The sequence below is a fragment of the Streptomyces sp. NPDC006012 genome, assembly GCF_042871185.1.
Lineage (GTDB): Bacteria > Actinomycetota > Actinomycetes > Streptomycetales > Streptomycetaceae > Streptomyces.
Window position 1 is genome coordinate 64291 of the sequence record NZ_JBIAIE010000013.1, and the last position, 22526, is coordinate 86816.

15 protein-coding genes are annotated in these 22526 nt (G+C 71.7%); 8 read left to right on the forward strand and 7 right to left on the reverse strand.

Going from position 1 to position 22526, the window contains the following annotated elements; genetic code table 11:
• Genes narH through narI form a run of 3 tightly spaced genes read left to right on the forward strand, consistent with a single transcriptional unit; the run spans position 1 to position 3022 of the window.
• Positions 1–1653 (forward strand): nitrate reductase subunit beta, encoded by a 1653-nt coding sequence (gene narH / locus ACFYPJ_RS22490; RefSeq protein ID WP_389019881.1) that lies wholly within the window; start codon positions 1–3, stop codon positions 1651–1653.
• Positions 1650–2288 (forward strand): nitrate reductase molybdenum cofactor assembly chaperone, encoded by a 639-nt coding sequence (gene narJ / locus ACFYPJ_RS22495; RefSeq protein WP_389019884.1) that lies wholly within the window; start codon positions 1650–1652, stop codon positions 2286–2288. The genes narH and narJ overlap by 4 nt, the downstream gene beginning before the upstream one ends.
• Positions 2285–3022, forward strand: a complete 738-nt coding sequence (gene narI / locus ACFYPJ_RS22500) for a respiratory nitrate reductase subunit gamma (protein WP_389019887.1) — start codon at positions 2285–2287, stop codon at positions 3020–3022. The genes narJ and narI overlap by 4 nt, the downstream gene beginning before the upstream one ends.
• 37 nt (positions 3023–3059) lie before the next feature.
• Here narI and ACFYPJ_RS22505 read toward each other — a convergent pair whose 3' ends face one another.
• The 5 genes from ACFYPJ_RS22505 to ACFYPJ_RS22525 form a co-directional block, all read right to left on the reverse strand.
• On the reverse strand, positions 3060–4538 hold the full coding sequence (locus ACFYPJ_RS22505) for a sialate:H+ symport family MFS transporter (RefSeq protein WP_389019890.1): 1479 nt from the start codon (positions 4536–4538) through the stop codon (positions 3060–3062).
• Between the two features lie 60 nt (positions 4539–4598).
• Positions 4599–5276, reverse strand: coding sequence for an N-acetylmannosamine-6-phosphate 2-epimerase (locus ACFYPJ_RS22510; RefSeq protein WP_389019893.1), 678 nt, complete (start codon positions 5274–5276; stop codon positions 4599–4601).
• Entirely contained in the window at positions 5273–6247 is a 975-nt protein-coding gene (locus ACFYPJ_RS22515; RefSeq protein ID WP_389019896.1) for an ROK family protein, read from the reverse strand. The genes ACFYPJ_RS22510 and ACFYPJ_RS22515 overlap by 4 nt, the downstream gene beginning before the upstream one ends.
• The gene (locus tag ACFYPJ_RS22520; RefSeq protein ID WP_389019899.1) at positions 6244–7203 is read right to left on the reverse strand and encodes a dihydrodipicolinate synthase family protein; all 960 of its coding nucleotides are present in this window, start codon (positions 7201–7203) and stop codon (positions 6244–6246) included. The genes ACFYPJ_RS22515 and ACFYPJ_RS22520 overlap by 4 nt, the downstream gene beginning before the upstream one ends.
• 183 nt (positions 7204–7386) lie before the next feature.
• On the reverse strand, positions 7387–8103 hold the full coding sequence (locus ACFYPJ_RS22525) for a FadR/GntR family transcriptional regulator (RefSeq protein ID WP_389019902.1): 717 nt from the start codon (positions 8101–8103) through the stop codon (positions 7387–7389).
• A 640-nt stretch (positions 8104–8743) separates the two neighbouring features.
• Between ACFYPJ_RS22525 and ACFYPJ_RS22530 the strand changes: the two genes are divergently transcribed.
• The 5 genes from ACFYPJ_RS22530 to uppS all read left to right on the forward strand — a co-directional run bounded on the left by ACFYPJ_RS22530 (position 8744) and on the right by uppS (position 18275).
• Positions 8744–9748, forward strand: a complete 1005-nt coding sequence (locus tag ACFYPJ_RS22530; RefSeq protein WP_389019905.1) for a helix-turn-helix domain-containing protein — start codon at positions 8744–8746, stop codon at positions 9746–9748.
• A gap of 603 nt (positions 9749–10351) precedes the next feature.
• Entirely contained in the window at positions 10352–14506 is a 4155-nt protein-coding gene (locus ACFYPJ_RS22535) for a carboxypeptidase regulatory-like domain-containing protein (protein ID WP_389019908.1), read from the forward strand.
• A gap of 411 nt (positions 14507–14917) precedes the next feature.
• Positions 14918–15520, forward strand: a complete 603-nt coding sequence (locus ACFYPJ_RS22540) for an ABC transporter ATP-binding protein (protein ID WP_389019911.1) — start codon at positions 14918–14920, stop codon at positions 15518–15520.
• The gene (locus ACFYPJ_RS22545) at positions 15517–16359 is read left to right on the forward strand and encodes an ABC transporter permease (RefSeq protein ID WP_389019914.1); all 843 of its coding nucleotides are present in this window, start codon (positions 15517–15519) and stop codon (positions 16357–16359) included. Before ACFYPJ_RS22540 ends, ACFYPJ_RS22545 begins: the two co-directional genes overlap by 4 nt.
• A gap of 62 nt (positions 16360–16421) precedes the next feature.
• Positions 16422–18275, forward strand: coding sequence for a polyprenyl diphosphate synthase (uppS, locus tag ACFYPJ_RS22550; protein ID WP_389019917.1), 1854 nt, complete (start codon positions 16422–16424; stop codon positions 18273–18275).
• Positions 18276–18400: 125 nt separating this feature from the next.
• Here the strand turns inward: uppS and ACFYPJ_RS22555 are convergent, their stop codons facing one another.
• Together ACFYPJ_RS22555 and ACFYPJ_RS22560 are read right to left on the reverse strand one after the other, a co-directional pair.
• Complete coding sequence (locus ACFYPJ_RS22555; protein WP_389019920.1) at positions 18401–19684, reverse strand: SGNH/GDSL hydrolase family protein; 1284 nt, start codon at positions 19682–19684, stop codon at positions 18401–18403.
• Positions 19685–19990: 306 nt separating this feature from the next.
• Positions 19991–22408, reverse strand: a complete 2418-nt coding sequence (locus ACFYPJ_RS22560; protein ID WP_389019923.1) for a glycoside hydrolase N-terminal domain-containing protein — start codon at positions 22406–22408, stop codon at positions 19991–19993.
• Positions 22409–22526 lie beyond the last annotated feature (118 nt).

The window sequence follows — 22526 nt, forward strand, 5'->3', positions numbered from 1 at the left end:
ATGCCCCGTACCCAGGTCACCCGGCGGCCCCGGGTGATGGCACAGGTGGCCATGGTCATGAACCTCGACAAGTGCATCGGATGCCACACCTGCTCGGTCACCTGCAAACAGACCTGGACCAACCGGCAGGGCACCGAGTACGTCTGGTTCAACAACGTCGAGACCCGGCCCGGACTGGGATATCCGCGCAGCTACCAGGACCAGGACAAGTGGAAGGGCGGCTGGGAACTGCGGCGCGGGAAGCTCGTGCCGCGCACCGGCGGCCGTGCCCGCCGGCTCGCCCGCATCTTCGCCAACCCGGAACTCCCCGCCCTGGACGACTACTACGAGCCCTGGACCTACGACTACGAGAACCTCACCAGCGCCCCGCTGGGCGCCGACGTGCCCACGGCCCGGCCGCTCTCCCTCGTCGACGGCCGGCCCACCGCGGTCACCTGGGGCCCCAACTGGGACGACGACCTGGGCGGCGGCCCCGAGCACGTCGCCCAGGACCCGGTTCTGCGGCGGATGACGGAGCAGGTCCGGCTGGAGTACGAGCAGGCATTCATGTTCTATCTGCCGCGGATCTGCGAACACTGCCTCAACCCGACCTGTGTCTCCGTCTGCCCCTCGGGCGCCCTGTACAAGCGGATCGAGGACGGCATCGTCCTCGTCGACCAGGACCGCTGCCGTGGCTGGCGGATGTGCGTGAGCGGCTGCCCGTACAAGAAGGTGTACTTCAACCATCGCAGCGGCAAGGCCGAGAAGTGCACCTTCTGCTATCCCCGGATCGAGGCCGGCGAGCCCACCGTCTGCTCCGAGACCTGTGTCGGCCGGCTGCGCTACCTCGGGGTGCTGCTGTACGACGCGGACAAGGTGGGCGAGGCCGCCGCGGTGCCCGACGAGAAGGACCTCTACGAGGCACAACTGAGCTGTTTCCTCGACCCGGACGACCCCGACGTGGCCCGCGCCGCCGAGGAGTCGGGCATCCCGCACGACTGGATCGAGGCGGCCCGCAACTCCCCGGTACGCGCCCTGATCACCGAGTACAAGGTGGCCCTGCCGCTCCATCCGGAGTACCGGACCCTGCCGATGGTCTGGTACGTCCCGCCGCTCTCGCCGGTGGTCGACGCGCTCACCGCCACCGGCCACGACGGCGAGGACCCGGTCAACCTGTTCGGCGCGATCGACTCGCTGCGCATCCCGGTCGAGTACCTGGCCGGGTTGTTCACCGCGGGCGATACGGATCCGGTGGAGGCCGCCCTGTGCAGACTCGCCGCGATGCGCAGCCATATGCGGCGGGTCAATCTCGGTGAGGAGCAGGACCCGGCCATCGCCCGCTCGGTCGGGATGGACCGGCGGAGCATCGAGGCGATGTACCGGCTGCTGGCCCTGGCCAAGTACGACGAACGGTACGTCATCCCCACCGCGTACGCGGCCTCCACGGGCCACGGCGACCCGGGGGCCGGGTGCAGTCTGGACGGTGAGGACCTGCCGGGCATGATGGCGGAAGAGTTCCACGGCCTGCCGCGGCCCACCGGGGCGGAAGCGGCCCCCGCCGGGCCGGGCGGTGCATCCGGCACGGCGGGCCGGGTGAATCTGCTCAACTGGAACGGCAAGGGCCGGCCGAGCGGCCTCTTCCCGCGCCGGGCCGAGGGCGGTGGCACCCGATGACGCGCCGCGCCTCCGGGGCGGTCGTCCCGGCCGTCCACCAGTCCGCCGCGCTGCTGCTCTCCTACCCGGACGACCGCTGGCCCTCCCGGCTCGCCCTGGTCGGTGAGAGCCTCGCCCTGCTGGGCGGTCCCGGCACGGCACCCCTGCGCGCGTTCTGCGAGGCCGTGCGGGACATCCCCGTACTGACCCTTGCCGAGCGCTACGTCACGACCTTCGACCGCAGCCGGCGCCGTACCCTCCACCTCACCTACTACACGGACGGCGACACCCGTCGCCGCGGTGGCTCGCTCGCCGAGTGGAAGAGACGCTACCGCGCGCACGGCTGGACACCGCCCGAGGACGAACTCCCCGACCACCTGCCGCTCGCGCTGGAGTTCGCCGCCCGCTGCCCCGACCCGGGCACCCGGCTCCTGACGGACCACCGGGCGGCGCTGGAACTGCTGCGGATGGCGCTGGAGGACTTCGGCAGCCCGTACGCCCACGTGGTGCGCGGCGTGTGCGCCACCCTGCCAGGGCAGGGCCCCGCCGACCGGGCGGCCGCCCTGCGGCTCGCCCGTGGCGGCCCCGCGGTGGAACTCGTCGGCCTCGCCCCGTTCTCCGCCGACCCCGCCGACCGGCAAGGAGCCGTCCGATGAACCAGGCGCTGTGGGGTGTGCTGCCGTATGTCGTCCTCGTGGTGTTCGTGACCGGGGGCGCCTGGCGCTACCGCTACGACCGGTTCGGGTTCACCACCCGCTCCAGTCAACTGTACGAGCACCGGCTGCTGCGGGTCGGCAGTCCGCTGTTCCACTACGGGCTGCTGTTCGTGATCGCCGGCCACGTCGTCGGCCTGCTGGTCCCCGAGTCGCTGACCGAACGCCTGCACGTCACCGAGCGGCTCTACCACGCCAACGCCCTGCTGGTGGGCGGCGCAGCCGGGCTGGCCACGCTCGCCGGGCTGGGGCTGCTGCTGTACCGGCGGCTGCGGGTGCCCGCGGTACGGGCCGCCACCAGCCGCAGCGACCGGCTGCTCCACCCGCTGCTCACGGTCACCCTGCTCGCCGGGCTGACCGCGACCGCGAGCGGGGTGCCCTCGGGGTCCTACGACTACCGCGAGGGCGTCTCCGTCTGGTTCCGCAGCCTGTTCACGCTGGCCCCGGACGTCCAGGCGATGGCGGCCGCGCCCGTCCAGTACCGCCTGCATGCACTGCTGGCGCTGGCCCTGTTCGCGCTGTGGCCGTTCAGCCGGCTGGTCCATGCGTTCACGGCGCCGGTGGGCTATCTGACGAGGCCGTACGTGGTGTACCGGTCGCGGGCCGCGGGCCGCGGCGGGCCGGTCGGCCACTCCGCCGTACCGCCCCGCCGGCCGACGGGCGCGCGCCGGACCTGACCGACGTGCAGGGGGCGGCACCGAGCGGTTCTCCTCGCTAGGTGTACTGACGAGCCGGACCGTGCTTCCCGTCCGCCGGGTCGTGGCCGCCCTCCGCCATGAGGTGGTCGGCCGGGCCGTCCGGGTCGAGGAGCCGGCCCAACCGGGCCGGTACGTCGAAGCCGACCAGGAGCACCACGATCAGCGTGCCGGCGAAGGTGAGGACGGCCAGCGCCTGGCCCAGGTCCATGCCGGAGGCGAGGCGGGCGCCGAGGACGGGGGCCACGGCGCCGCCCAGGGCTCCCACGTTGTAGGTGAAGCCCAGTGCGGCGGCCCGGGTGTGCGTCGGGAAGTGCCCGCCGATGTAACGGGGCAGCAGACCGGAGATGCCGAAGCTGGTGGCCTGCAGCACGAACAGCAGCACGCTGAGCAGCGGCAGACTGTCCCTGACGGCGAACACCGGGAAGACGAAGACCAGCGAGCCGAGCAGCGTGCAGGCGTACGCCTTCCTGGTGCCGATCCAGTCGCCGACGAACCCGGCCAGCCAGCAGCCGGCCATCGTGCCGAAGCCGGCATAGAACAGGGCGTCGGTGACCTGCCCGGGGTCGTAGCCGAGATCGGACTTCAGATAGGTGGGCAGCAGGGCCTGGATGGGCCAGGAGTACAGGAACGCGAAGAAGATCGTCACGATCATCGACACGTACAGCAGCCAGCCCCGGCGGCCGCCCAACTGCACGGCGAAGACGATCAGGCAGGCGCCGGCGAGCACGGACAGGACCGGGACCATGCCGTCGCCCAGCGGGGTGAAGACGGCGAACAGCGAGACGGCGGCGGCCACCGCGAGCACCACGTTCAGGGTGGCCCGCGCCCCGGTGGTGAACAGCGGGCGGAAGGGGTTGGGGCGCTGCTGCCGCCCGGCGACGGAGGCCGTCCAGTCGTCGGCCTCGGGCAGGGCGCGGCGCATCCACAGCGCGACCAGCACGGGGATGAGGCCGAGGTAGAACATCCAGCGCCATCCGAGGGCCGGCACGACCCACTTGTAGACCTGAGCGGCGAGGATCGTGCCCACGGAGTAGCCGGAGATCAGGAATCCGCTGGCCCGGTTGCGCAGGTGCGCGGGCCAGCTCTCCATGACGTAGGTCGCGCTGGCGGAGTACTCGCCGGCCATGCCCATGCCGATGGCGAGCCGGGCGACGAACAGGCTGGTGTAGTCCCAGGCGAATCCGCAGGCGAAGCTTCCCACGGAGTACAGCAGAATGCTGACCACCATGGACAGCTTGCGGCCGAAGCGGTCGCTGAGCGCGCCGAGCACCGCGCCGCCGAGCCAGCGGGTGATGAAGGCGGCGGAGACCAGGCTCGCTGCCTGGATCGTGTCGAGGTGGAAGTCGTCGCTGATCTCGGTGAGTACCAGAGTGATCAGAACGAAGTCGAAGCCGTCGAGAAGATAGCCGATCCAGGCCGCGACGAACGACTTCCACCGGCTGCGGCCCACCTGGCGGTACCAGGGCTGCTGGGAGGGCGCGTTGGCGTGCTGCACGGTGACTCCAGACTGCCGGACGCACTCGTCGTCGAGTGCTGTCGGGGACGAAGGACCGCCCTAGGGACGGGTGAGGCGGGTCACAAAGCGACGGGTGAGGGCCGTCGGAGCGGTGATGGCGGTGCCGACGACGACGGAGTGGGCGCCCTCGGCGAGCGCGGCGGCGGCCTCCTCCGGGGTGCCGATGCGGCCCTCCGCGACGACCGGGGTGCCGGTCGCGCGGGCGAGTCCGGCGACCAGTCGCAGGTCGGGACCGGACTGTTCCGGGGAGCCGGGCACGTATCCCGACAGGGTGGTGGAGACGAAGTCCGCGCCCTGCCGGGCGGCCCGGACGCCTTCCGCCAGCGTGGCGACGTCCGCCATCACCAGGGCTGACGCCCGGTGCACGGCCGTCACGAGGTCGGCGAAGGAACTGCCGTCGGGGCGCGGGCGGTCCGTGGCGTCCGCAGCGACCACGTGCGCGCCGGCTGCGGCGAGAGCGAGGGCGTGGCGCACGGTCGGGGTGATGTACACACCGGTGTCGCCGTCCTTCCACAGCCCGATCACGGGCAGGTCCACGGCCGCGGTGACGGCGGCGACGACGTCGGGTCCGTTGACACGGACGCCCGCGGCGCCGCCGGCCGCCGCCGACCGCGCGAGCCTGACCAGGGTCGCGGTGTCGCGCATGGGGTCGCCGGGCGGGGCCTGGCAGGAGACGATCAGCCGGCCTCGGAAGGCGGTGGCCACGGACGAGGTCATACCGGGCCTCCAGAACGGTGAGAACGGTGAAGGGGGCCGGCCGCACCGCGCAGGGGTGCGGTGCGCACGAGCAGGGCCGCTCCCTGTACGGCCGCGTCGGCGCCGAGGCGCGGGGGCACGGGGCGCAGGTGGCGCAGGGGTGCCATCAGCTCGGCGCGGAAGGCGTCGGTCAACGCGGTCCAGTACAGGTCGCCGATGCGCGGCACTCCGCCGCCGACGACCACCCGGTCCGGGCCGAGGGCGTTGGCCAGGCCGCCGAGGATCCGGCCGGTGGCGCGGGCCCCGGTGGTGATCGCACGGCGGGCGGTGGCGTCGCCCGTGGCGGCGCGTTCCGCCACAGTCTGAAGCCGGCGCGCGGGCCGGCCGCCGAGGCGTTCGTAGCGCGCGGTCATCGCGGGCCCGGAGGCGATCGCCTCCAGGTGGCCGCTGCCGCCGCAGGTGCAGGGCAGCCCCACGGCCTCCGGGCTGGGCAGGTGTCCGAGGTGGCCCGCGATGCCGGCGCTGCCGTGCAGCATCCGCCCGTCCACCGCGACCGCGCCGCCGACTCCGGTGCCCACGGAGACGTAGACGAGGGATCCGTTCGGGTCCGGGAGCGCGACGAGTTCGGTGCCGGCCGTGGCGCGGACGTCGTTGTCGCAGGCGACCGGCAGCCCGGTGCGGTCGTGAAGGCCCGCGGCCAGTGCCGTGCCGGCCCAGCCGTCGATGGTGTCGGTGGCGCTGGTGACGGTTCCGGTGCGCGGGTCGATGACGCCCGCGGCGGCGACACCGATCGCCTCGGCGCCGTCGTCCACCTCTCGTACGGCGGCGGCGAGCGCGTCGAGCACCGCGTCCGCCCCGGCCCGGGCCGGTGTCGGGCGGTCGTGCCGGCGCAGCACTGTGCCGTCCGGCCCGATCAGGGCCGCCGCGATCTTGGTGCCGCCCATGTCGAGGCCGATCACGGGCGCGAGTCCGGATTCCGGGTGCGAGGTCATCGGATCGGGGTGAGTCCGGCCGCGCGCAGCAACGCACCGACCTCGGCCACGGCGGCGGCACCGAGCGGGATCTGTGGGAAGGCGGTGTCACCGCGGTCGACGATGCCCAGCAGTCGCAGCGCCGCTTTGAACGCGCCGAGCGCGGAGGAACTGCGGCCCATCTCGTCCTCGGGGCCCACGTCCACCATGGCGAACAGGGCGGCAAGGCGCTCCTGTTCCTTGGCGGCCAGCGACCAGTCACCGCAGCGCGCGGCGTCGTAGAGGCGGACGTATCCGGCGGGGTCGACGTTGCCCAGGCCGGGGACCACGCCGTCCGCACCGGCCAGCAGTGCCGCGTCCACGGTCAGTTCGGATCCGGTGAGCACGGAGAAGTCCGGGGCCGGTCCCGCGGCACGCCCCGCGCCCGCGCCCAGGTCGACGAGGAGCCGGCGCAGCGCCCCCTCGTCGCCGCTGCTGTCCTTGACGCCCGCGAGGGTGCCGTCCGCCGCCAGGTCGAGCAGCAGGGCGGAGGACAGTTTGCTGTGCACGGACACCGGGAGGTCGTAGGCGAACAGCGGCAGGTCCGTGCGTTCGCGGATCCGGCGGAAGTGTCCGGCGATCTCGCGGGAGTGGGTGCGGGTGTAGAAGGGCGCGGTGGCCACCAGGGCGTCCGCGCCGAGCCGGGCCGCGGCACGGGCGTGGTCGAGGACCCGGGCGGTGGTCGTGTCGATCACGCCCGCGAGGACCGGCACCCGCCCGTCGACCGCGGTCACCACCGTCTCCAGGGCGACGCTTCGCTGTGCATCGCTGAGGTAGGCGACCTCACCCGTCGAGCCGAGGGCGAAGACCCCGTGGACGCCGCCGGCGAGCAGGTGCTCGACGAGCCGGGACAGCGACGCGGTGTCGACTTCCCCGTCGGCGTCGAGCGGGGTGCACACGGGCGGGACGACGCCGCTCAGCGGTGTGGTCAGGGGCATGGGCTACTCCGTGAAGGTGGGACGTAAGACGTCTGATGTCGAACCATAGCCACCCCCGGCCCGCGCGGGTCAAGGGAGAGCTGGATCACACATCACACCGTCGCGAACCCCGTAAGGCATGATCATGACAATCAAGCGCGAGCGGAAACACCCCTCGGCGAGACCGTCCGTCCGAGCGGTCCGCTACTCCCCGCCCCCGGGGACCCGCACCGCGGCCAGCCTTCTGCGCACCGGTGCGTAATGGCCGGCGATGGCACGCACGAAGCCGTCCGCGTCGCCCTCCCTGGCCGCACGCACGATCGCACGGTGATCCGCGATCGTGTCCGCCTCGTCCTTCGCGGAGATACCTTGCAGTTGCGGCGCGACCAGGGCGTACACGTCCCAGAAGGCCAGCGAGAGCTGACCGACGAGCTTGTTGTCCAGGGGTTCCATCAGCCGCTCGTGGAAGGCGCGATCACACCCGGCGAAGCCTTCGCCGTCATGGGCGCCCCGCCGGCCCATGTCGTCGACGAGCGCGTCCAGGGCGTCCAGGTCCGCGGGCGACAGGGTCGCCAGAATGCGCTCGGCCATGCCACGTTCGATCAGCTCGCGGACCTCGACCAGTTCGGACAGGGTCCGGAAGTCGTCCTTGGGACTGAGCAGACCGCGGAAGGCGAGACCTTCCACGAGCGCCGACAGACTGAGCCGGCCCACATACGTTCCATGGCCGCGCCGCACCTCGACGATGTCCAGCACGGCCAGCGTCTTCACGGCCTCGCGGATGCTGGAGCGGCTGGCACCCAGGGCCGCGCACAGTTCCGCCTCCGAGGGCAGCGGATCCCCCGGCTCCAACTGGTTGTCGAGGATGTAACTCTTGATCGCCTCGGTGACCTCCTGGCGCAGCGACGGCCGGGCTGCCATCCTCACCTCCTGCTGACGCGCTGAAGTCACCTCAGGACCCCTCTCTCGTGAAGCCACGCGGACAGCCTACCGGGGACATCAGACGTCTGATGCCGCACCCTCCTGACCCTCGGGCGGCACAGGGGACCGACCACGGTCGAGACACGTTGCTCGCCCGGCCGCCGCCCGGGGCGGCCTCGGATCAGTGACCGCGAGCCGTCCAGGCGGCCGGGTCGGGCGCCATCGCACCAATGACGGTCGTCCCACCGCGGCCGGTACGTACGCGGGTGCATCTCGGCAGCGGCAACATCCGGTCGACACATGCCTGCCGGTGCACACGGCCGCCGGACATGTCCCGAGGGATGTCGGGCATGCCCCGGAGGGCGCAGGGGACGTGTGTGACCCGCTGGGCGTCCCCGGCGGCCGTGAAGTGGTTTGCGGACAGGTGCCCGGGGTCCGCATCGGCGGGGTGCTCCACGGGGATCCACGGAGACCGCGATCCGGCCAAAGGCGTTTCGGGGGGATTTCGACCACTATTCCTCGCTTCGTCGCAGCAGGCGAGTGGGCACCCGGCGCGTCGGATGTTCCAACAACATGATCAGTGATCGTCAGCTGTTCAAACACATAGGTGCCGCAGGCTACGTTGTGGTCGGAGGTGACCATGCTGGAAGTTCTCGGGCTGGACCAGCCTGCCGAGGCACTGTATTTCATCCTGGTCGACAACCCGCCGCTGTCCGTTGAGGAGTTGTGCCGCCGTACCGGCGTCGAGCCCGACGTGGCCGGTGGCGCCCTGGTACGACTGGAGGACGGCGGCCTGATATCGCGGCTGCCGGGCAGCCCGCCCGCGTATACCGCGCTGCCGCCCGAACATGCCCTGGAAGTCCTCCTGCTCGCTCGCGAGCGGGACATCCACCGAGTGCGCGCGCTGTCCGAACAGCTCACCGAGCGGCACCGCGAGGCCCGCAGCAGCCGTGACTCGACCGCGCTGATCCAGGTCGTCACCGGCCGCGACGGCGTGGCCCGCTGCGGGCAGCAGTTGTTCAACCGTGCCGAGCGGGAGTTGCGCGGCATCGACGCGCCTCCCTACGCCCAGGCGAGCGACGGCGAACGCGTCAGCTCCGCCGCCGCCATCGCCGGACGCAGCGTGCGCAGCCGCTTTCTGCACGCCCGCGACATCCTGAGCCTGCCCGGGGCCCTGGCGCGGGTGGAGGCCGACATCGCGTCGGGCGAGGAGGTGCGGTTCCTGCCCGAGGCACCCATGAAGATGATCATCGCCGACGACCAGGCCGCGCTCATCCCACTGCTGGCCACCCCGCAGATTCTGGACGCGTGCATCCTCGTCCACCCCTCGGCCCTGCTGGACGCGCTGTCCACCCTCTTCGAGTCGTTGTGGGAGCAGGCCCAGCCCTATATGCCGGGAAAGACCGCGTCCGTCGGCCCGGGCGAGTTCATCAACGACGAGGAACGGCGGATCATCTCACTGCTGGCCATGGGCATGCCGGACGAGGCCATCGCCCGCCAACTGGGCATCGGGTACCGCACGGTGCAGCGCCGGGTGCACGCGCTGCTCGGCCGGCTGGGGGCGGCCAGCCGGTTCCAGGCCGGGGTGCTCGCCGCCAGCCGCGGTTGGTGGCGGCCGGAGCCCGAGCACGGGGCACGGGCCTGACGCCGAGCGACGAACTCCGAACGGCGAACGGCGAACGGCGAACGGCAAGTCCCGGAACGCCGGCCGGCGCACCGCGGTGCACGGGGCGGCCGTCGCCCGGCGGTCTCGAATTCCGCACGGCCGGGCGACGGGTGGTCGAGGGCCGACCGGGCAGGCCCCGGCCGGGCTCGGCCGTCCACGGACGTCCGCCGACGGCCACGCAGCCACCGGATGCGGATACGACTGGTGTTGACCAGCACAAACGCCCGACTGGGCGCCCCGACCGGCCAGTGCGGGGACCTGGCGGTTTGGCGCCTTGTCGTGTTCACGCCTTCGACACATTTCGGCGAGTGGAAGGCCGCCACGGCGGCCATGTGTCCGCTCATCGGACACCCGGAGCTGTGCATTCCGGGTGAAACACCTATGAATGACACGCCGAAAGTGAAGGATCGGCACCCCTGCCCTGACGGTGAGTCACAGCGACTGCGGAGGGCTACTGATTGACACACGTGGGACCGGTCTCGCTAATTAGCCACCGGTGAATACTCGGACATTCACCGTCGCCCGAGAGCCGCTTACGGGTCGACCCCTGCAACCACGCATGGGAGTCACACGTTGCGCACCATGGTGAGAACCGCAAACCCGATCCGACGAAGAATCTGCGCGAGCCTGGCCGTCCTCGGCGCCGCTGCGATGGCGGTGCTCGGCCTCCAGGCACCGGCCTCGGCCGCGGCATCCGCGGCCGTCTCCGCCTCGGCCGCCTCGGCCACTTCGGCCACTTCGGCCACCAACAGCCGCCCCCGCTTCGAGTCCGCCTGCGACGTCCCCGAGCGCAATCACTTCACCTGCTTCGCCCAGCGCCGCTCCGACGTCAAGTCGGTCAAGGGGCTGATGCGGGCAGCCGACACGCCGAACGGCTACGGCGCCGGCGATCTGCGCAGCGCCTACAACCTGCCCGCCGACGGCGGCGGCGGGCAGACCGTCGCCATCGTGGACGCCTTCGACGACCCCACCGCCGAGGCCGACCTCGCCGTCTACCGCGCGCAGTACGGACTGCCGGCCTGCACCACGGCCAACGGCTGCTTCAAGAAGGTCGACCAGCGCGGCGGGACGGACTACCCCGCCCCGGACCCGGGCTGGGCCGGGGAGATCTCGCTCGACCTCGACATGGTCTCCGCGATCGCGCCCAACGCGCACATCCTGCTGGTCGAGGCCGACGACAACAGCTTCGAAGGTCTCTCCGCGGCGGTCGACGAGGCGGTCGCGCTCGGCGCGAAGTTCGTCTCCAACTCCTACGGCACCGACTACCGCGGCGGGGCCGGTGAGGATCCGTCCGAGACCACGACGCTGGACGCGCACTACAACCACCCGGGTGTCGCGATCACCGCGTCCACGGGCGACTACGCCTACGGCGTCGGTTACCCGGCCGCCTCCCAGTACGTGACCGCGGTCGGCGGCACCAAGCTGACCCGGGACACGTCCACGCCGCGCGGCTGGACGGAGTCCGCCTGGAGCCTGGCCGGCTCCGGCTGCTCGCTGTACGAGCCCAAGCCGGCCTTCCAGCACGACACCGGCTGTGACAACCGATCGCTCGCCGACGTCTCCGCCGTCGCGGAGGACGTGGCGGTCTACCAGACCTACGGCAACGACGGCTGGGCGGTGTACGGCGGCACCAGCGTCTCCGCGCCCATCATCGCGTCCGTGTACGCCGCCGCAGGCACCCCGGTGGCCGGCACCTACCCGAACTCCTACCCGTACGCGGCAGGTGCCGGGATCAACGACATCACCACCGGCAGCAACGGCAGTTGCTCCCCGGCCTACCTGTGCAACGGCACCACCGGTTACGACGGTCCGACCGGCCTCGGCACGCCCACCGGCCTGTCCGCGTTCCGCAGCGGCCCGCACGGCGTGATCTCCGGCAGCGTGACCGACAGCGCCACCGGCAAGGCGGTCAGCGGCGCGACCATCACCGCGGGCACCAACGTCGCGCACACCGATGCCTCGGGCGCGTACTCCCTGACGCTGCCCGCCGGGACCTACGACGTCACCGTCGAGGCGTTCGGCTACGCCACCGGCTCGGCCGACGGCGTCGTGGTCGACGACGGTGCCACGCTGACCAAGAGCTTCTCCCTCACCGCCGTGCCCAGCCGGACCGTCAGCGGCAAGGTCACCGACGGCTCCGGACACGGCTGGCCGCTCTACGCCAAGATCACCGCGGACGGCGTCCCCGGCTCGGTGTGGACCGACCCGGCCACCGGCTCCTACCGCCTCGACCTGCCCGAGGGGCACACCTACACCCTGCACGTCGCGACGGCCACCACCGGCTACCAGGCCGTCACCAAGAAGATCGACGTCGGTGACTCCGCGCAGACCGTGGGCTTCCCGGTTCCCGTCGACTCATGGGCGAGCAGCACGCCCGGCTACGAGGTCGACGAGACCGGCAGCACCGAACCCTTCGACGCCACCGACGCCGCGCCCGAGGGCTGGCAGGTGGTCAACGCCGACGGGACCACCGGCGGCTGGGAGTTCGACGACCCCGGCAACCGCGGCAACCAGACCGGCGGTGACGGTGCGTTCGCCATCGCCGACAGCGACCACTTCGGCGGCGGCGCCACCCAGGACTCCGCACTGGTGAGCCCGGTCTACGACTTCACCGGCAAGGACGACCCGGAGCTGGCGTTCAACACGCAGTACATGCAGTTCAGCAACCAGACCGCCGAAGTCGACGCGACCGCGGACGGTGGCGCGACCTGGACCAAGGTCTGGACCGCCGGAGCGTCCATCACCGGTCAGCGGATCACCGTCCCGCTCTCCGCTTTCGCGGACGATTCCGCGGTGCAGTTGCGCTTCCGCTTCGCGTCGCGCTTCGGCTGGTTCTGGGCCGTCGACAACGTGTTCGTCGGCAACCGCGCTGTCAAACCCGCCCCGGGTGCTCTGGTCGTCGGCACCGTGACCGACGCCAACACCGACGCGGGCGTGGTCGGTGCCACCGTCACCAGCCAGGACAAGCCCGCCGAGCAGGCCACCACGGTGGCGACCCCGGACGACCCGAACCTCACCGACGGCTTCTACTCGCTGTTCTCCAGCACCCTCGGCGGCCACGCCTTCACCGCGGCCAAGAGCAAGTACACCTCGCTGGACAAGACGGCGCAGGTAGGCGCCGACAGCGCGGTCGAGGCCGACTTCAAGCTCAAGGCCGGGAAGATCACGGTCACCCCCGCCTCGGTCGCCGCCACCGTCGCCTGGGGCGGTTCCAAGACGCAGAACCTGACCGTGAAGAACACCGGCGGCGCTCCCGCCACGGTCAAGCTCGGCGAGCAGGCCGGCGGCTTCACCCAGCAGGGCAAGGGCGCCGCGCCGCAGACCGTCAAGGGCGACTTCACCGCGCTGTCCAGCAAGGCCCACGCCACCGGCGGTACGGCCAAGCCGTCCGCCGCCCCGGCCGACGGCCCCTGGCAGGCGGCCCCGGACTTCCCGGCCGCCATCATGGACAACGCCGTCAGCACGCAGGACGGCAAGGTCTACTCGGCCTTCGGGTTCACCGGATCGGCCGACAGCAATGCCATGTACGTCCTCGACCCGGTCGCCGGCAGCTGGACGAAGCTGGCGAGCGCGTCCGACACCCGCGAGGACCCCGCCCACGGCTTCATCGACGGCAAGTTCTACGCCGCCGGTGGCTGGGGCCCGTCCGCCAGCCCGGACGCGAAGCTGGAGATCTACGACCCCAGCTCGGACAGCTGGACCACCGGAGCGCCCGCGCCCAAGCCGTACGCCGCCTCCGGCACCGCCGTCCTCGACGGCAAGCTCTACATGGTCGGCGGGTGCGCCGCCACGTCCTGCGGCACCACCGACGCCAGTGTCTACGACCCGGCGACCGACAGCTGGTCCATGATCGCCGCCTATCCGGAGCCGGTCTCCTGGCAGGCGTGCGGCGCCATCGACGGCCTGCTCTACTGCGCCGGCGGTCTGGGCGCCGACAACAACGACATCGCCCACACCTACGTCTACGACCCGGCCGCCGACAGCTGGTCCAAGCTCGCGGACCTGCCTGCCACGCAGTGGGGTTCGTCCTACACCGCGGCCAACGGCCAGCTGCTGCTGGCCAGTGGCGTCAGCAACAACGCGCTGACCAACCGGAGCCAGGCATTCGACCCTGCGTCCGGCACCTGGAGCGCGCTCCCCAACCCCACCGTCGCCACGTACCGCGGCGGCGGCGCCGCCGGCTTCTACAAGGTCGGCGGAGGCATCGCTCCCGGCACCCCGACGCCCAGGGCCGAGCTGCTGCCCGGCTACGACCAGACCGGGTCGGGCGACGTCACCTGGCTGAACGAGAGCACCCAGCAGATCACCCTGGAGCCCGGTGCGAGCGCGACCGTCACCGTCTCCCTGGACGCCTCGGTTCCCGAGGTGAGCCAGCCCGGTGACCTGACCGCCTACCTGGGCGTGAGCACCGACACGCCGTACTCCGTGCCGCGCGTCCCGGTCAGCCTGCACGTCAACCCGCCCAAGACCTGGGGCAAGATCACCGGCACCGTCCTGGGGGCCACGGCCACCGGCGGCACCGCGCCGCTGGCCGGGGCGACCGTGCAGATCGACAGCTGGGCCTCGACGTACACGCTGACCACGGCGTCCGACGGCACGTACGCCCTGTGGCTCGACGTCCGCAGCAACCCCCTCACCGTCATCGTCGCCAAGGACGGCTACCAACCGACCGTGACGACGGTGAAGCTCACGAAGGGAGCGACGGTCACCAGCAACTTCACCCTGAAGCGCAAGTAGCGCAAGGAGCGCGGAAAGCGAAGGGACGAAGGACGGGCCGGTCCTCATGGACCGGCCCGTCCGCCGTTCGCACCCGCACCCGCACCCCCTGCGCGGCGTGTCCGCCGGCATGGTCGGCCACCCGTGGACGGCCGGGGCCGGGGCTGGGACACGCCGAACACGCATCGTCACCCGATCGAGGGGATTAGCCGGCCGGCAAGTCAAAAACTCATTTAGCCGACTGTACGGTCTTTTAAGAGCCAGAAATAACACCAACTCCCGTACCACAGCGCACCGTTCGCGCTCTCGCGGCGGTTGCCGGGCTGCCCACGACCGACCTGCTGGAGGGGCTATGAGGTGTCCTGGACGCCGGGCTGTCCCGGCTGCGACCACCGTACGGACGGTCCTGCACGCCACCGGTGGAGCGACCGGGTGAAGGTCAGGGAAGTGCATCACTCCTACCGTCACCGTCCGGTGCTGCGGGGAGTCGACTTCGATCTGCGTCCCGGTGCGGTGGCGGGCATCGTCGGCGAGAACGGCGCGGGCAAGTCCACGCTGCTCAGGATCCTCTCGGGTGAGCTGCGCCCCACCCGTGGCACCGTCCGTCACCACGGCCGCTTCGGATACTGCCCGCAGCACACCGTGCTCAACGACGCCTTCACCGTCCGGCAGCACCTGGAGTTCTTCCGGACCGCCTTCGGCCTGGCCGACCTGCGCCACGCCGAGGAGGCGATGGACGTCCTGGGTTTCGCCGAGTACGCCGACGTACGCGCCGGGGTGCTCAGCGGCGGGACCCGGCAGAAACTGAACCTGACCCTGGCGCTGATGCACGACCCGCAGGTGCTGCTCCTGGACGAGCCCTACCAGGGCTTCGACTGGGACACCTACCAGCGGTTCTGGGCTCTCGCCGCCCGGCTGCGCGACGCCGGGCGTTCGGTCCTGGTCGTCTCACATCTCGCGTACGACGCCGAACGCCTCGACGAACTGTGGCGCCTTGAGGGCGGACAGCTCCAGCTCGCCGCGAGCGCGGCATGAGGCGGCAGCCGACGCTGTTCGCCACCGCGACGCGGTATGCGCTGACCGAGCATGTACGCAATCGGTTCGCGATGGCGCTGGTCGCCGTGTTCATCCCGCTGTGGACCGTGCTGGCGTACCTGATCATGCCCGGCTCCCCGGTCCGGATGAGGCTGCGAGCCACCGGAGAGATGCTGACCCCGCACGGCAACGAGATCACCGAGATCAGCGGCGCGCTCAACGCCGTCACCCTGATCACCGGGTTCATGATGTTCGCCGCCACGTTCGCCGGCCACGACTTCGACCGCCGGCTGGCCCTGGCCGGCTATCCCCGCGCCCATCTCGTCCTGGCGAAAGTCGCCGCTCTCGCCGTGGCCTCCGCCGCCGTGTCCGCCTACGCCACCGCCGTCACCTGCCTGATCTGGACGCCGCGCCAGCCCTTCCTGCTCGCTGTCGCGCTGTTCAGCGCCGCCATGACCTACGGCGTTCTCGGGGTCGGCTTCGGAGCCGTGATGCGCCGGGAGGTCGAGGGCATGTTCGCCATCCTGATGACCAGCATCATCGACCTCGGGCTGCAGAACCCCATCACCAGCTCCGGAAGCGACAGCCCCGTCATCCGCTTCCTGCCCTCCTACGGCGCCATGCAGGCCAGCACCGCCGCCGGTTTCTCCACCAGCGGTGTACCCGACCACATCGCCATCCAGGCCGGCTGGTTCGCCGCCGCCGCACTGACCGGTCTCCTCGCCTTCCACCGCCGCACCCGCAACGCCCTGCCCCCGGCGGCCCGGCCGTCCCTGCCGGGACCTCGCCGGGCGAGCGGGGAGCAGGCAGCCGACGCCGGTACCGCGGCCACCGGTTGACGCTTCCACGGCACCCGCACCCGTCGGCCGGCACATGTCTTCAGCTGGAGTCCTACATGGGCATGCCCCGAGTTCGAGAACGCCTCCGCAAGAACCGGCGGGCGCGGCCACCGGCCGGAACGACGGCCGGCCCGCCGGGCACGGGTGCCGATGGGCCCGTCCCCGTACCCGCGGACCCTGCCGGCACCTCCCCGCGGGCCGCCTATCGTGTGTGCCGCCGCGCGACCCGCGAGCAGGATCCCGCCGCGTACGCCCTCTTCCGTCTGCTGCCCTCCGTGCTGCGCCCGGCGTGCTGGGCGATCTGGGCGGCGGTGTCGCGGGTCGACGACCTGATCGACGACCGGGACACCGCAGCGGCCGAGCGGGCCGCCCGGGCCGAGCACTGGATTGCCGCGCTGGAGGCCGACCTGGTGTCCGGGACGAGCACCGACCCGGTTCGGCTCGCCCTGGTGGACGCCGCGACACGGTGGCACCTGGATCTGTCCGCGCTGCGGGACGGGATGGTGGTGTCCCTCGGCGACCTGCACCGCCGGCGCTTCGACGACTGGGCGCAGTGGCGGGCCTGGAGCCGCGGCCATGTCGCCCCCACGTACGACCTGTTCCGGGATCTGCTCGACCGGGCGGGCGTGCCGGTGGTCCTGCGACTGGACCGGCAGGCGGGCTACGAGCAGTTACTCCACGGCGCCCGGCTCACCGACACCCTCAGTGATCTGGGCGACGACCTGGCCGAGCCCCAACTGCTGCTTCCGGACGCGTTCCTCGAACGGTTCCCCGGGGCCGAGGACGACCTGCGACAGGGCCGCTGGAGCACGGCTGCGGCGGCCCTGGTCGCCGAGCTGACCGGCATCGCCCGCCGATGGGTGACCCAGCCCGGCCTGACCCACGGCATGCATCCGGGACCCGCCATCGCCATCGACGCGATGACCGGTCTCATGCTCGCCCAACTCGACGCCGTCGAGGCGGCGGGCCCCGCCCTGCTGCGCTCCCAGGCCCGTCCCTCACCGGTGGCGCAGGCACGCGTCCTGATCCCCGCTCGCGTCCGGACGGCCCTGGCATGGAGCCTCACCCCGCTGACCGTGCCGCCCACGGCACAACGGCCCACTGCGGCCGGCCCCCGGACGACTGCACGCCCACCCGCGGGCGCGACGGCATTCCGGCAGCCGCCGAGTCATCCCAGCGGCTGCCGGCCACCACGGATCAGGCCCGACGCGATGCCGGCCCACGTGGCCATCGTCATGGACGGCAACGGCCGCTGGGCCGAACACCGCGGTCTGCCCCGCGCCGAGGGCCATCGCGCCGGCGCCGGCGCCCTGCAGGAAATGATCTACGGCGCCCTGGAGATCGGCCTGTCCCACCTGACCGTGTACGGGTTCTCCACCGAGAACTGGAGACGGGACACGGAGGAGGTCGAAAGCATCATGGGCCTCCTGCGGCACCAGTTGGCCGACGATCCCTTCCACCACTTGGACGTGCATCTGCGCTGGTCCGGCCGCCCGGAGAAACTGCCGGTGGATCTCGTCGAGTCCCTGCGGCGCAAGGAGACCACCACCCGCACCCGCACCGGTCTGACCTGTACTCTCTGCTTCAACTACGGCGGCCGGGACGAAATCACCCGTGCCGCCGCGGCCCTCGCCCGCGCGGCGCAGGCCGGCGACCTGGATCCCGGCGCCATCGGTGAGGAGGACTTCGCGCGCCACCTGACGCTCACCGACCTGCCGGACGTCGACCTGCTGTGGCGCACCGGAGGAGAGCAGCGCACCTCCAACTTCCTGCCCTGGCACGCCACGTACGCCGAGCTGCACTTCACGCCCGGCTACTGGCCGGACGCCGACCGCCGCGACCTGTGGAAGGCCATCACCGAATACGGGCACCGGCAACGCAGGCACGGCGCGGCCCGGGCGACTCGGCAGCGCTGACCAGCTACGTGGAGGGGCCCCCGGGGCCGGCCGGCCTCGGGGGGGCCGGAAAAGGAACGGTGGCGCCCACGCGTCGTATCCCGACGCGTGGGCGCCACCTCCCGACGGGCCGGCGCCTGCGTGTGTCAGGTACGCAGGAGCCGCAGGTCGACGGCGTCTGCCATCGCCTTCATGCCCGCGTCATTGGGGTGGATGTGATCGCCCGCGTCGTAGGCCGGGTTCAGTGCGGCCGGGTCCGCGGGGTCGCGCATGGTCTTGTCGAAGTCGATGACGCCGTCGAAGGCGTCGCTGGTGCGGATCCACCGGTTGACGCTCTGCCGGATCTCCTCGGCGGCGGGCGTGTAGTACCCATTGCCCTGGTCGGGCATCAGGGTTGCGCCGATCACGTCTACACCGGCCGCGTGTGCCTCATCGATCAGGGTGCGGTAGCCGTCGACGAGGTCCTGGGCCGTCAGCGCCCCACCGTCGGGGCCGGCGTTGTTGCCGATGTCGTTGATGCCCTCGAAGAGGATCACGTCCCGCACGCCCGGCTGGCCGAGGGCGTCGTGACGGAAGCGCTTGAGGGCGCTGACACCCTGCCACAGGTTGGGCACGTCGGTGAGGACCCGGTTGCCGCCGATGCCGGCGTCGACGACGCTCAGCCGCTGCGGGCCGGTCTGGTCCTCCAGCCGGCGTCCGAGGAAGTCGGGCCACCGGGTGTAGGTCCCCGTGGAGGAGTGGTAGCCGTCGGTGATGGAGTCGCCGAACGCGACGACGGTGCCCTTCGCGGCCGGCGAGACGACGTCCAGTCCGGCCAGGTAGTACCACGAGGTCGTGGTGGTCCCGAACGCGTCGGCGGTGTCGTCGCCGGTGTGGTTGCCCGAGGCGATGTAGGTCGTGTCGAACGCGTCGGAGTGCCAGGTCGACATGCCCGTCGTGCCGGGCACGTAGAGGCTGACGAGCAGATTCTCCCCGGCGCCGACCGAGATCGGGATGACGTCGCTGACCGCCTCTTCGCCGGGCGGGACCGTGACGTGGCGGGAACCGCCGAAGGTGAGGTTCCGGAAGGTGCCGCGCACCGCCGACCCGCCGTTCGCCTGGACGGCCACGTCCACGGCGGTGGCGTCGAGCGGGGTGGTGCTGTACCGGTTGGACAGGGTGATCCGGGCGCCGGAACCCGCGACGCTGCTGTGCACCACCATCCGGATGGTCTGGTTGCTGAAGGAGGGACCGCCGGTCGTCATGCTCGGTGACCAGGCGCTGACCCGGGTGCCCTTGCCGCTTGGTGAAGGGGTCGCGGCGGTCGCCGCGTGCGCGGTGCTCAGGGGGACGACCATGAGGGCCATGCCGGTGAGCGCGCCGGCCGCGGCCAGCAGGGGCCTGCGGCGGGACCGGGAACCCGCTGGCGTTCTTTCCTTGTCGGGGGACATCGTCGATCTCCACTCTTCTCGTCGTCCGTGGCGGGCCGGGCTCGCCGGCTCTGGGTGCGCTGCGATGGAGGCAGTCGGGGCGGCATCGCAGAGCCCTGTCGGCCCGGTCAGGTCGCGCCGCCTGCCGCGGGCAGCGCGCATTGCCCTCCGGGCAGGGGACTTCGACGGTCCGGCCCCGGGTGGGGCCGGTCCGTTGACGGGTCGCGTACGGATCGGGGCACCGCGGCGGCTCGTACGTCGCCGCCGCTGCGGCCCGTCGCCACCACACCTGACCGGAACCGGCCGGTCAGGTGTGGTGCGCCGACGTCAGCCGAAGTTGCGCAGCGTGACGGACTGCCCCGGCTTGAGGCTGATCTTCCGGGCGGAGCCGCCCGCGACGACGGTGGTGTCACGGCCGCCGACGCTCCTCAGCGTCGCCCGGGTGACCTTGCCGTTCTTCCAGCTGAGGTCGGCGACGAAGCCGCCGCGGACACCGATGCCGGAGACCGAGCCCGACGCCGCCCACGCGGCGGGCAGCGCGGGCAGCAGTTCGACGTGTCCCGGCCGCGAGTAGACCAGCATCTCGACCACCGCGGACGGGGTGCCGAAGTTGGCGTCGATCTGGAAGATGCCGCGCCCCTCCCCCATGTCCATGATGTCGAAGAGGTTCGGCGCGGTGCCGTTGCTGCCGCGCGCCGACGGCTTCAGGTTGTTGATGACGAGCTGGTACGCGTTCTCCGCGTGCTTCAGCCGGGACCAGCACAGGCTGCGCCAGGCGTTGGACCAGCCGTAGCTGTCCATGCCCCGGGCGGTCAGCAGGGCCGTCGTGCCGGCCAGGATGTCCTTCGGCGTGGAGTCGTCCGGGCGGATCCGGTCGCCGGGGAAGAGGCCGACGAGCGGGGAGAGATGGCGGTGGGTGGTCTCACCGAGGTTGTCGGGCGACATCCACTCCTCAAGCCAGCCGGTCTTGGGGCTGACCACCGGCAGGTACAGGCGCCGGCGCAGATCCTCGACGGTCGCGCTGTGGGCGGTGTCCTTGCCGAGCACCTGCGTGGCGGTGCGGTAGTTGGTGAAGAGGTTCCACACCAGTTCCTGGGCGTAGGTGATGCCCTTGGCGTCGAGCGGACCCTGCTCGGGCGACCAGTCGCTGTCGGCGATGAGGACCTCACGCGAGGCGCCGGAGGCGTCGGTGACGGTCGTGGTGATGAGGCGGGCCTCCCAGAACTCCACGGCGCCCTTGACGAGCGGGTAGATCTTTTCGAGGTAGGCGGCGTCCTGCGTGTACTCGTAGTGCTCGAACAGGCTCTGGCAGATCCATGCGTTGCCGGCGGGGTGCCACCACCAGCCGCCTCCGCCGTAGGGGTTGGTGGAGATGGCGACGGTCCAGCCCGTGATCTTGCCGCTGGAGTTGCGGTACCTGTTGGTGGGGCTGTTGAACAGCCGCTGAGTGACCTCCGTCCAGCAGGGCAGCTGCGCGACGCAGTAGTCCGCGTAGGCGTCGAAGCAGTCGGACAGACCGGCCCGGTCAGCCATCCAGTAGTTCATCTGGATGTTGATGTCCGTGTGGTAGTCGCCCATCCAGTCCGGGTCGTTGCCGTCCAGCCACGGTCCCTGCAGGCCCATCGGCAGACTGCCCCGCGACCCGGAGATCATCAGGTAGCGGCCGAACTGGAGGTAGGCGGCCTCCAGCTCCGGGTCGGGGACGTCGTCCCGGTGGCGAGCCTGGATCCGGCCCCAGGTGTCCAGCTTGCGCTGGGCGGTGGACGACGTGCCCAGGTTGATGTCCAACCGCTCGAACACCGGGCGGAAGTCGGCGACATGGGTGTACAGCAGGGCGGTCGCGGAGTTCCGCGCCGCGTCCAGGACCTTGGTCCGCGCCAGGCGCTCGGGCTCCAGGGAGGGGTTGCGGAACCCGGCGGCCGCGTCGGGCGCGTAGTCGGTGCCGCCGCCGACCACGATGGTGAGGTCCTTGCAGCGGCTGAAGGAGATCGACGTGCCGTCGACGGCGACCCTGCCGCTGCTGCTGTAGGCGGTGACGGCCGCGCCGTACTTCAGCCCGTTGGCGAAGGAGCCGCCGAAGGAGGCGTAGCGCCCGGCGCTGTCGGCGGTGGTGGTCTCACCGTGGGTGCCGGCGAGGGAGACGGTGCCGGTGTAGGTGCCGCCGCCCCGCTGGGAGAAGTACAGGACGATGACGTCATCGGGTCGGCTGGCGAAGATCTGCCGCTGGTAGGTGACGCCGGCCAGGTCGTACGAGGCGCTGACGAGGCCCTGCGCCAGGTCAAGGGTGCGGCGGTAGTTGTCGACGGTGCCCAGGTCGTGTCCCGGTATGTCGACGGTGAGTTCGGCGAGCAGGGTCAGCGAACCGAAGTCTTCGCGGCCGTAGGGGAACTGGCCGTCGCTCTGCAGGGTGTCGTTGAGACCGCCGGTCCACAGGGTGGCGTCGGTGATCGTCAGCAGTTCGCCGGCGGGGTCGTTGCCCGCGAGGGCTCCGAGGCGGCCGTTCCCGACCGGCAGACCCTGCTGGATCATCGAGTTGGGGGAGCCGGGGGCCTGCCACCACAGCTGGTTCTTCGCGGCGGCGTCCGCCGGCAGCAGGGGTGAGGAGGTGGGGCGGAGGGGGGCCGCGGAGGCGGTGAAGGCGGGGAGGCCGGCGAGGGCGGCGGTCACGCCCGCGGTGGCGGCGAGGGTGAGGAAGCCTCTGCGGCTGGGCTGATCGTCGCGCGATTCGGTGTGCTGGGTGTCCACGTTGTGCACTCCATGTCCGGGGAACGGCGCTGCGGGAACGACGGAAACGGGCCGTCGGGGGTGGTGCGGGGCGCATCCGGCGGCCTGGGGCACGCCGGGATGCTGCGGGACCGTGTGG

What these genes read in the sequence shown, in the direction of transcription:
- ACFYPJ_RS22545 (WP_389019914.1), top strand. Translation starts at nt 15,517, where the DNA reads ATGAGGCGGCAGCCGACGCTGTTCGCCACCGCGACGCGGTATGCGCTG.
- ACFYPJ_RS22530 (WP_389019905.1), top strand. Translation starts at nt 8,744, where the DNA reads ATGCTGGAAGTTCTCGGGCTGGACCAGCCTGCCGAGGCACTGTATTTC.
- ACFYPJ_RS22525 (WP_389019902.1), bottom strand. Translation starts at nt 8,103, where the DNA reads ATGGCAGCCCGGCCGTCGCTGCGCCAGGAGGTCACCGAGGCGATCAAG.
- narH (WP_389019881.1), top strand. Translation starts at nt 1, where the DNA reads ATGCCCCGTACCCAGGTCACCCGGCGGCCCCGGGTGATGGCACAGGTG.
- ACFYPJ_RS22510 (WP_389019893.1), bottom strand. Translation starts at nt 5,276, where the DNA reads ATGACCTCGTCCGTGGCCACCGCCTTCCGAGGCCGGCTGATCGTCTCC.
- ACFYPJ_RS22535 (WP_389019908.1), top strand. Translation starts at nt 10,352, where the DNA reads ATGGTGAGAACCGCAAACCCGATCCGACGAAGAATCTGCGCGAGCCTG.
- ACFYPJ_RS22515 (WP_389019896.1), bottom strand. Translation starts at nt 6,247, where the DNA reads ATGACCTCGCACCCGGAATCCGGACTCGCGCCCGTGATCGGCCTCGAC.
- uppS (WP_389019917.1), top strand. Translation starts at nt 16,422, where the DNA reads ATGCCCCGAGTTCGAGAACGCCTCCGCAAGAACCGGCGGGCGCGGCCA.
- ACFYPJ_RS22555 (WP_389019920.1), bottom strand. Translation starts at nt 19,684, where the DNA reads ATGTCCCCCGACAAGGAAAGAACGCCAGCGGGTTCCCGGTCCCGCCGC.
- narI (WP_389019887.1), top strand. Translation starts at nt 2,285, where the DNA reads ATGAACCAGGCGCTGTGGGGTGTGCTGCCGTATGTCGTCCTCGTGGTG.
- narJ (WP_389019884.1), top strand. Translation starts at nt 1,650, where the DNA reads ATGACGCGCCGCGCCTCCGGGGCGGTCGTCCCGGCCGTCCACCAGTCC.
- ACFYPJ_RS22520 (WP_389019899.1), bottom strand. Translation starts at nt 7,203, where the DNA reads ATGCCCCTGACCACACCGCTGAGCGGCGTCGTCCCGCCCGTGTGCACC.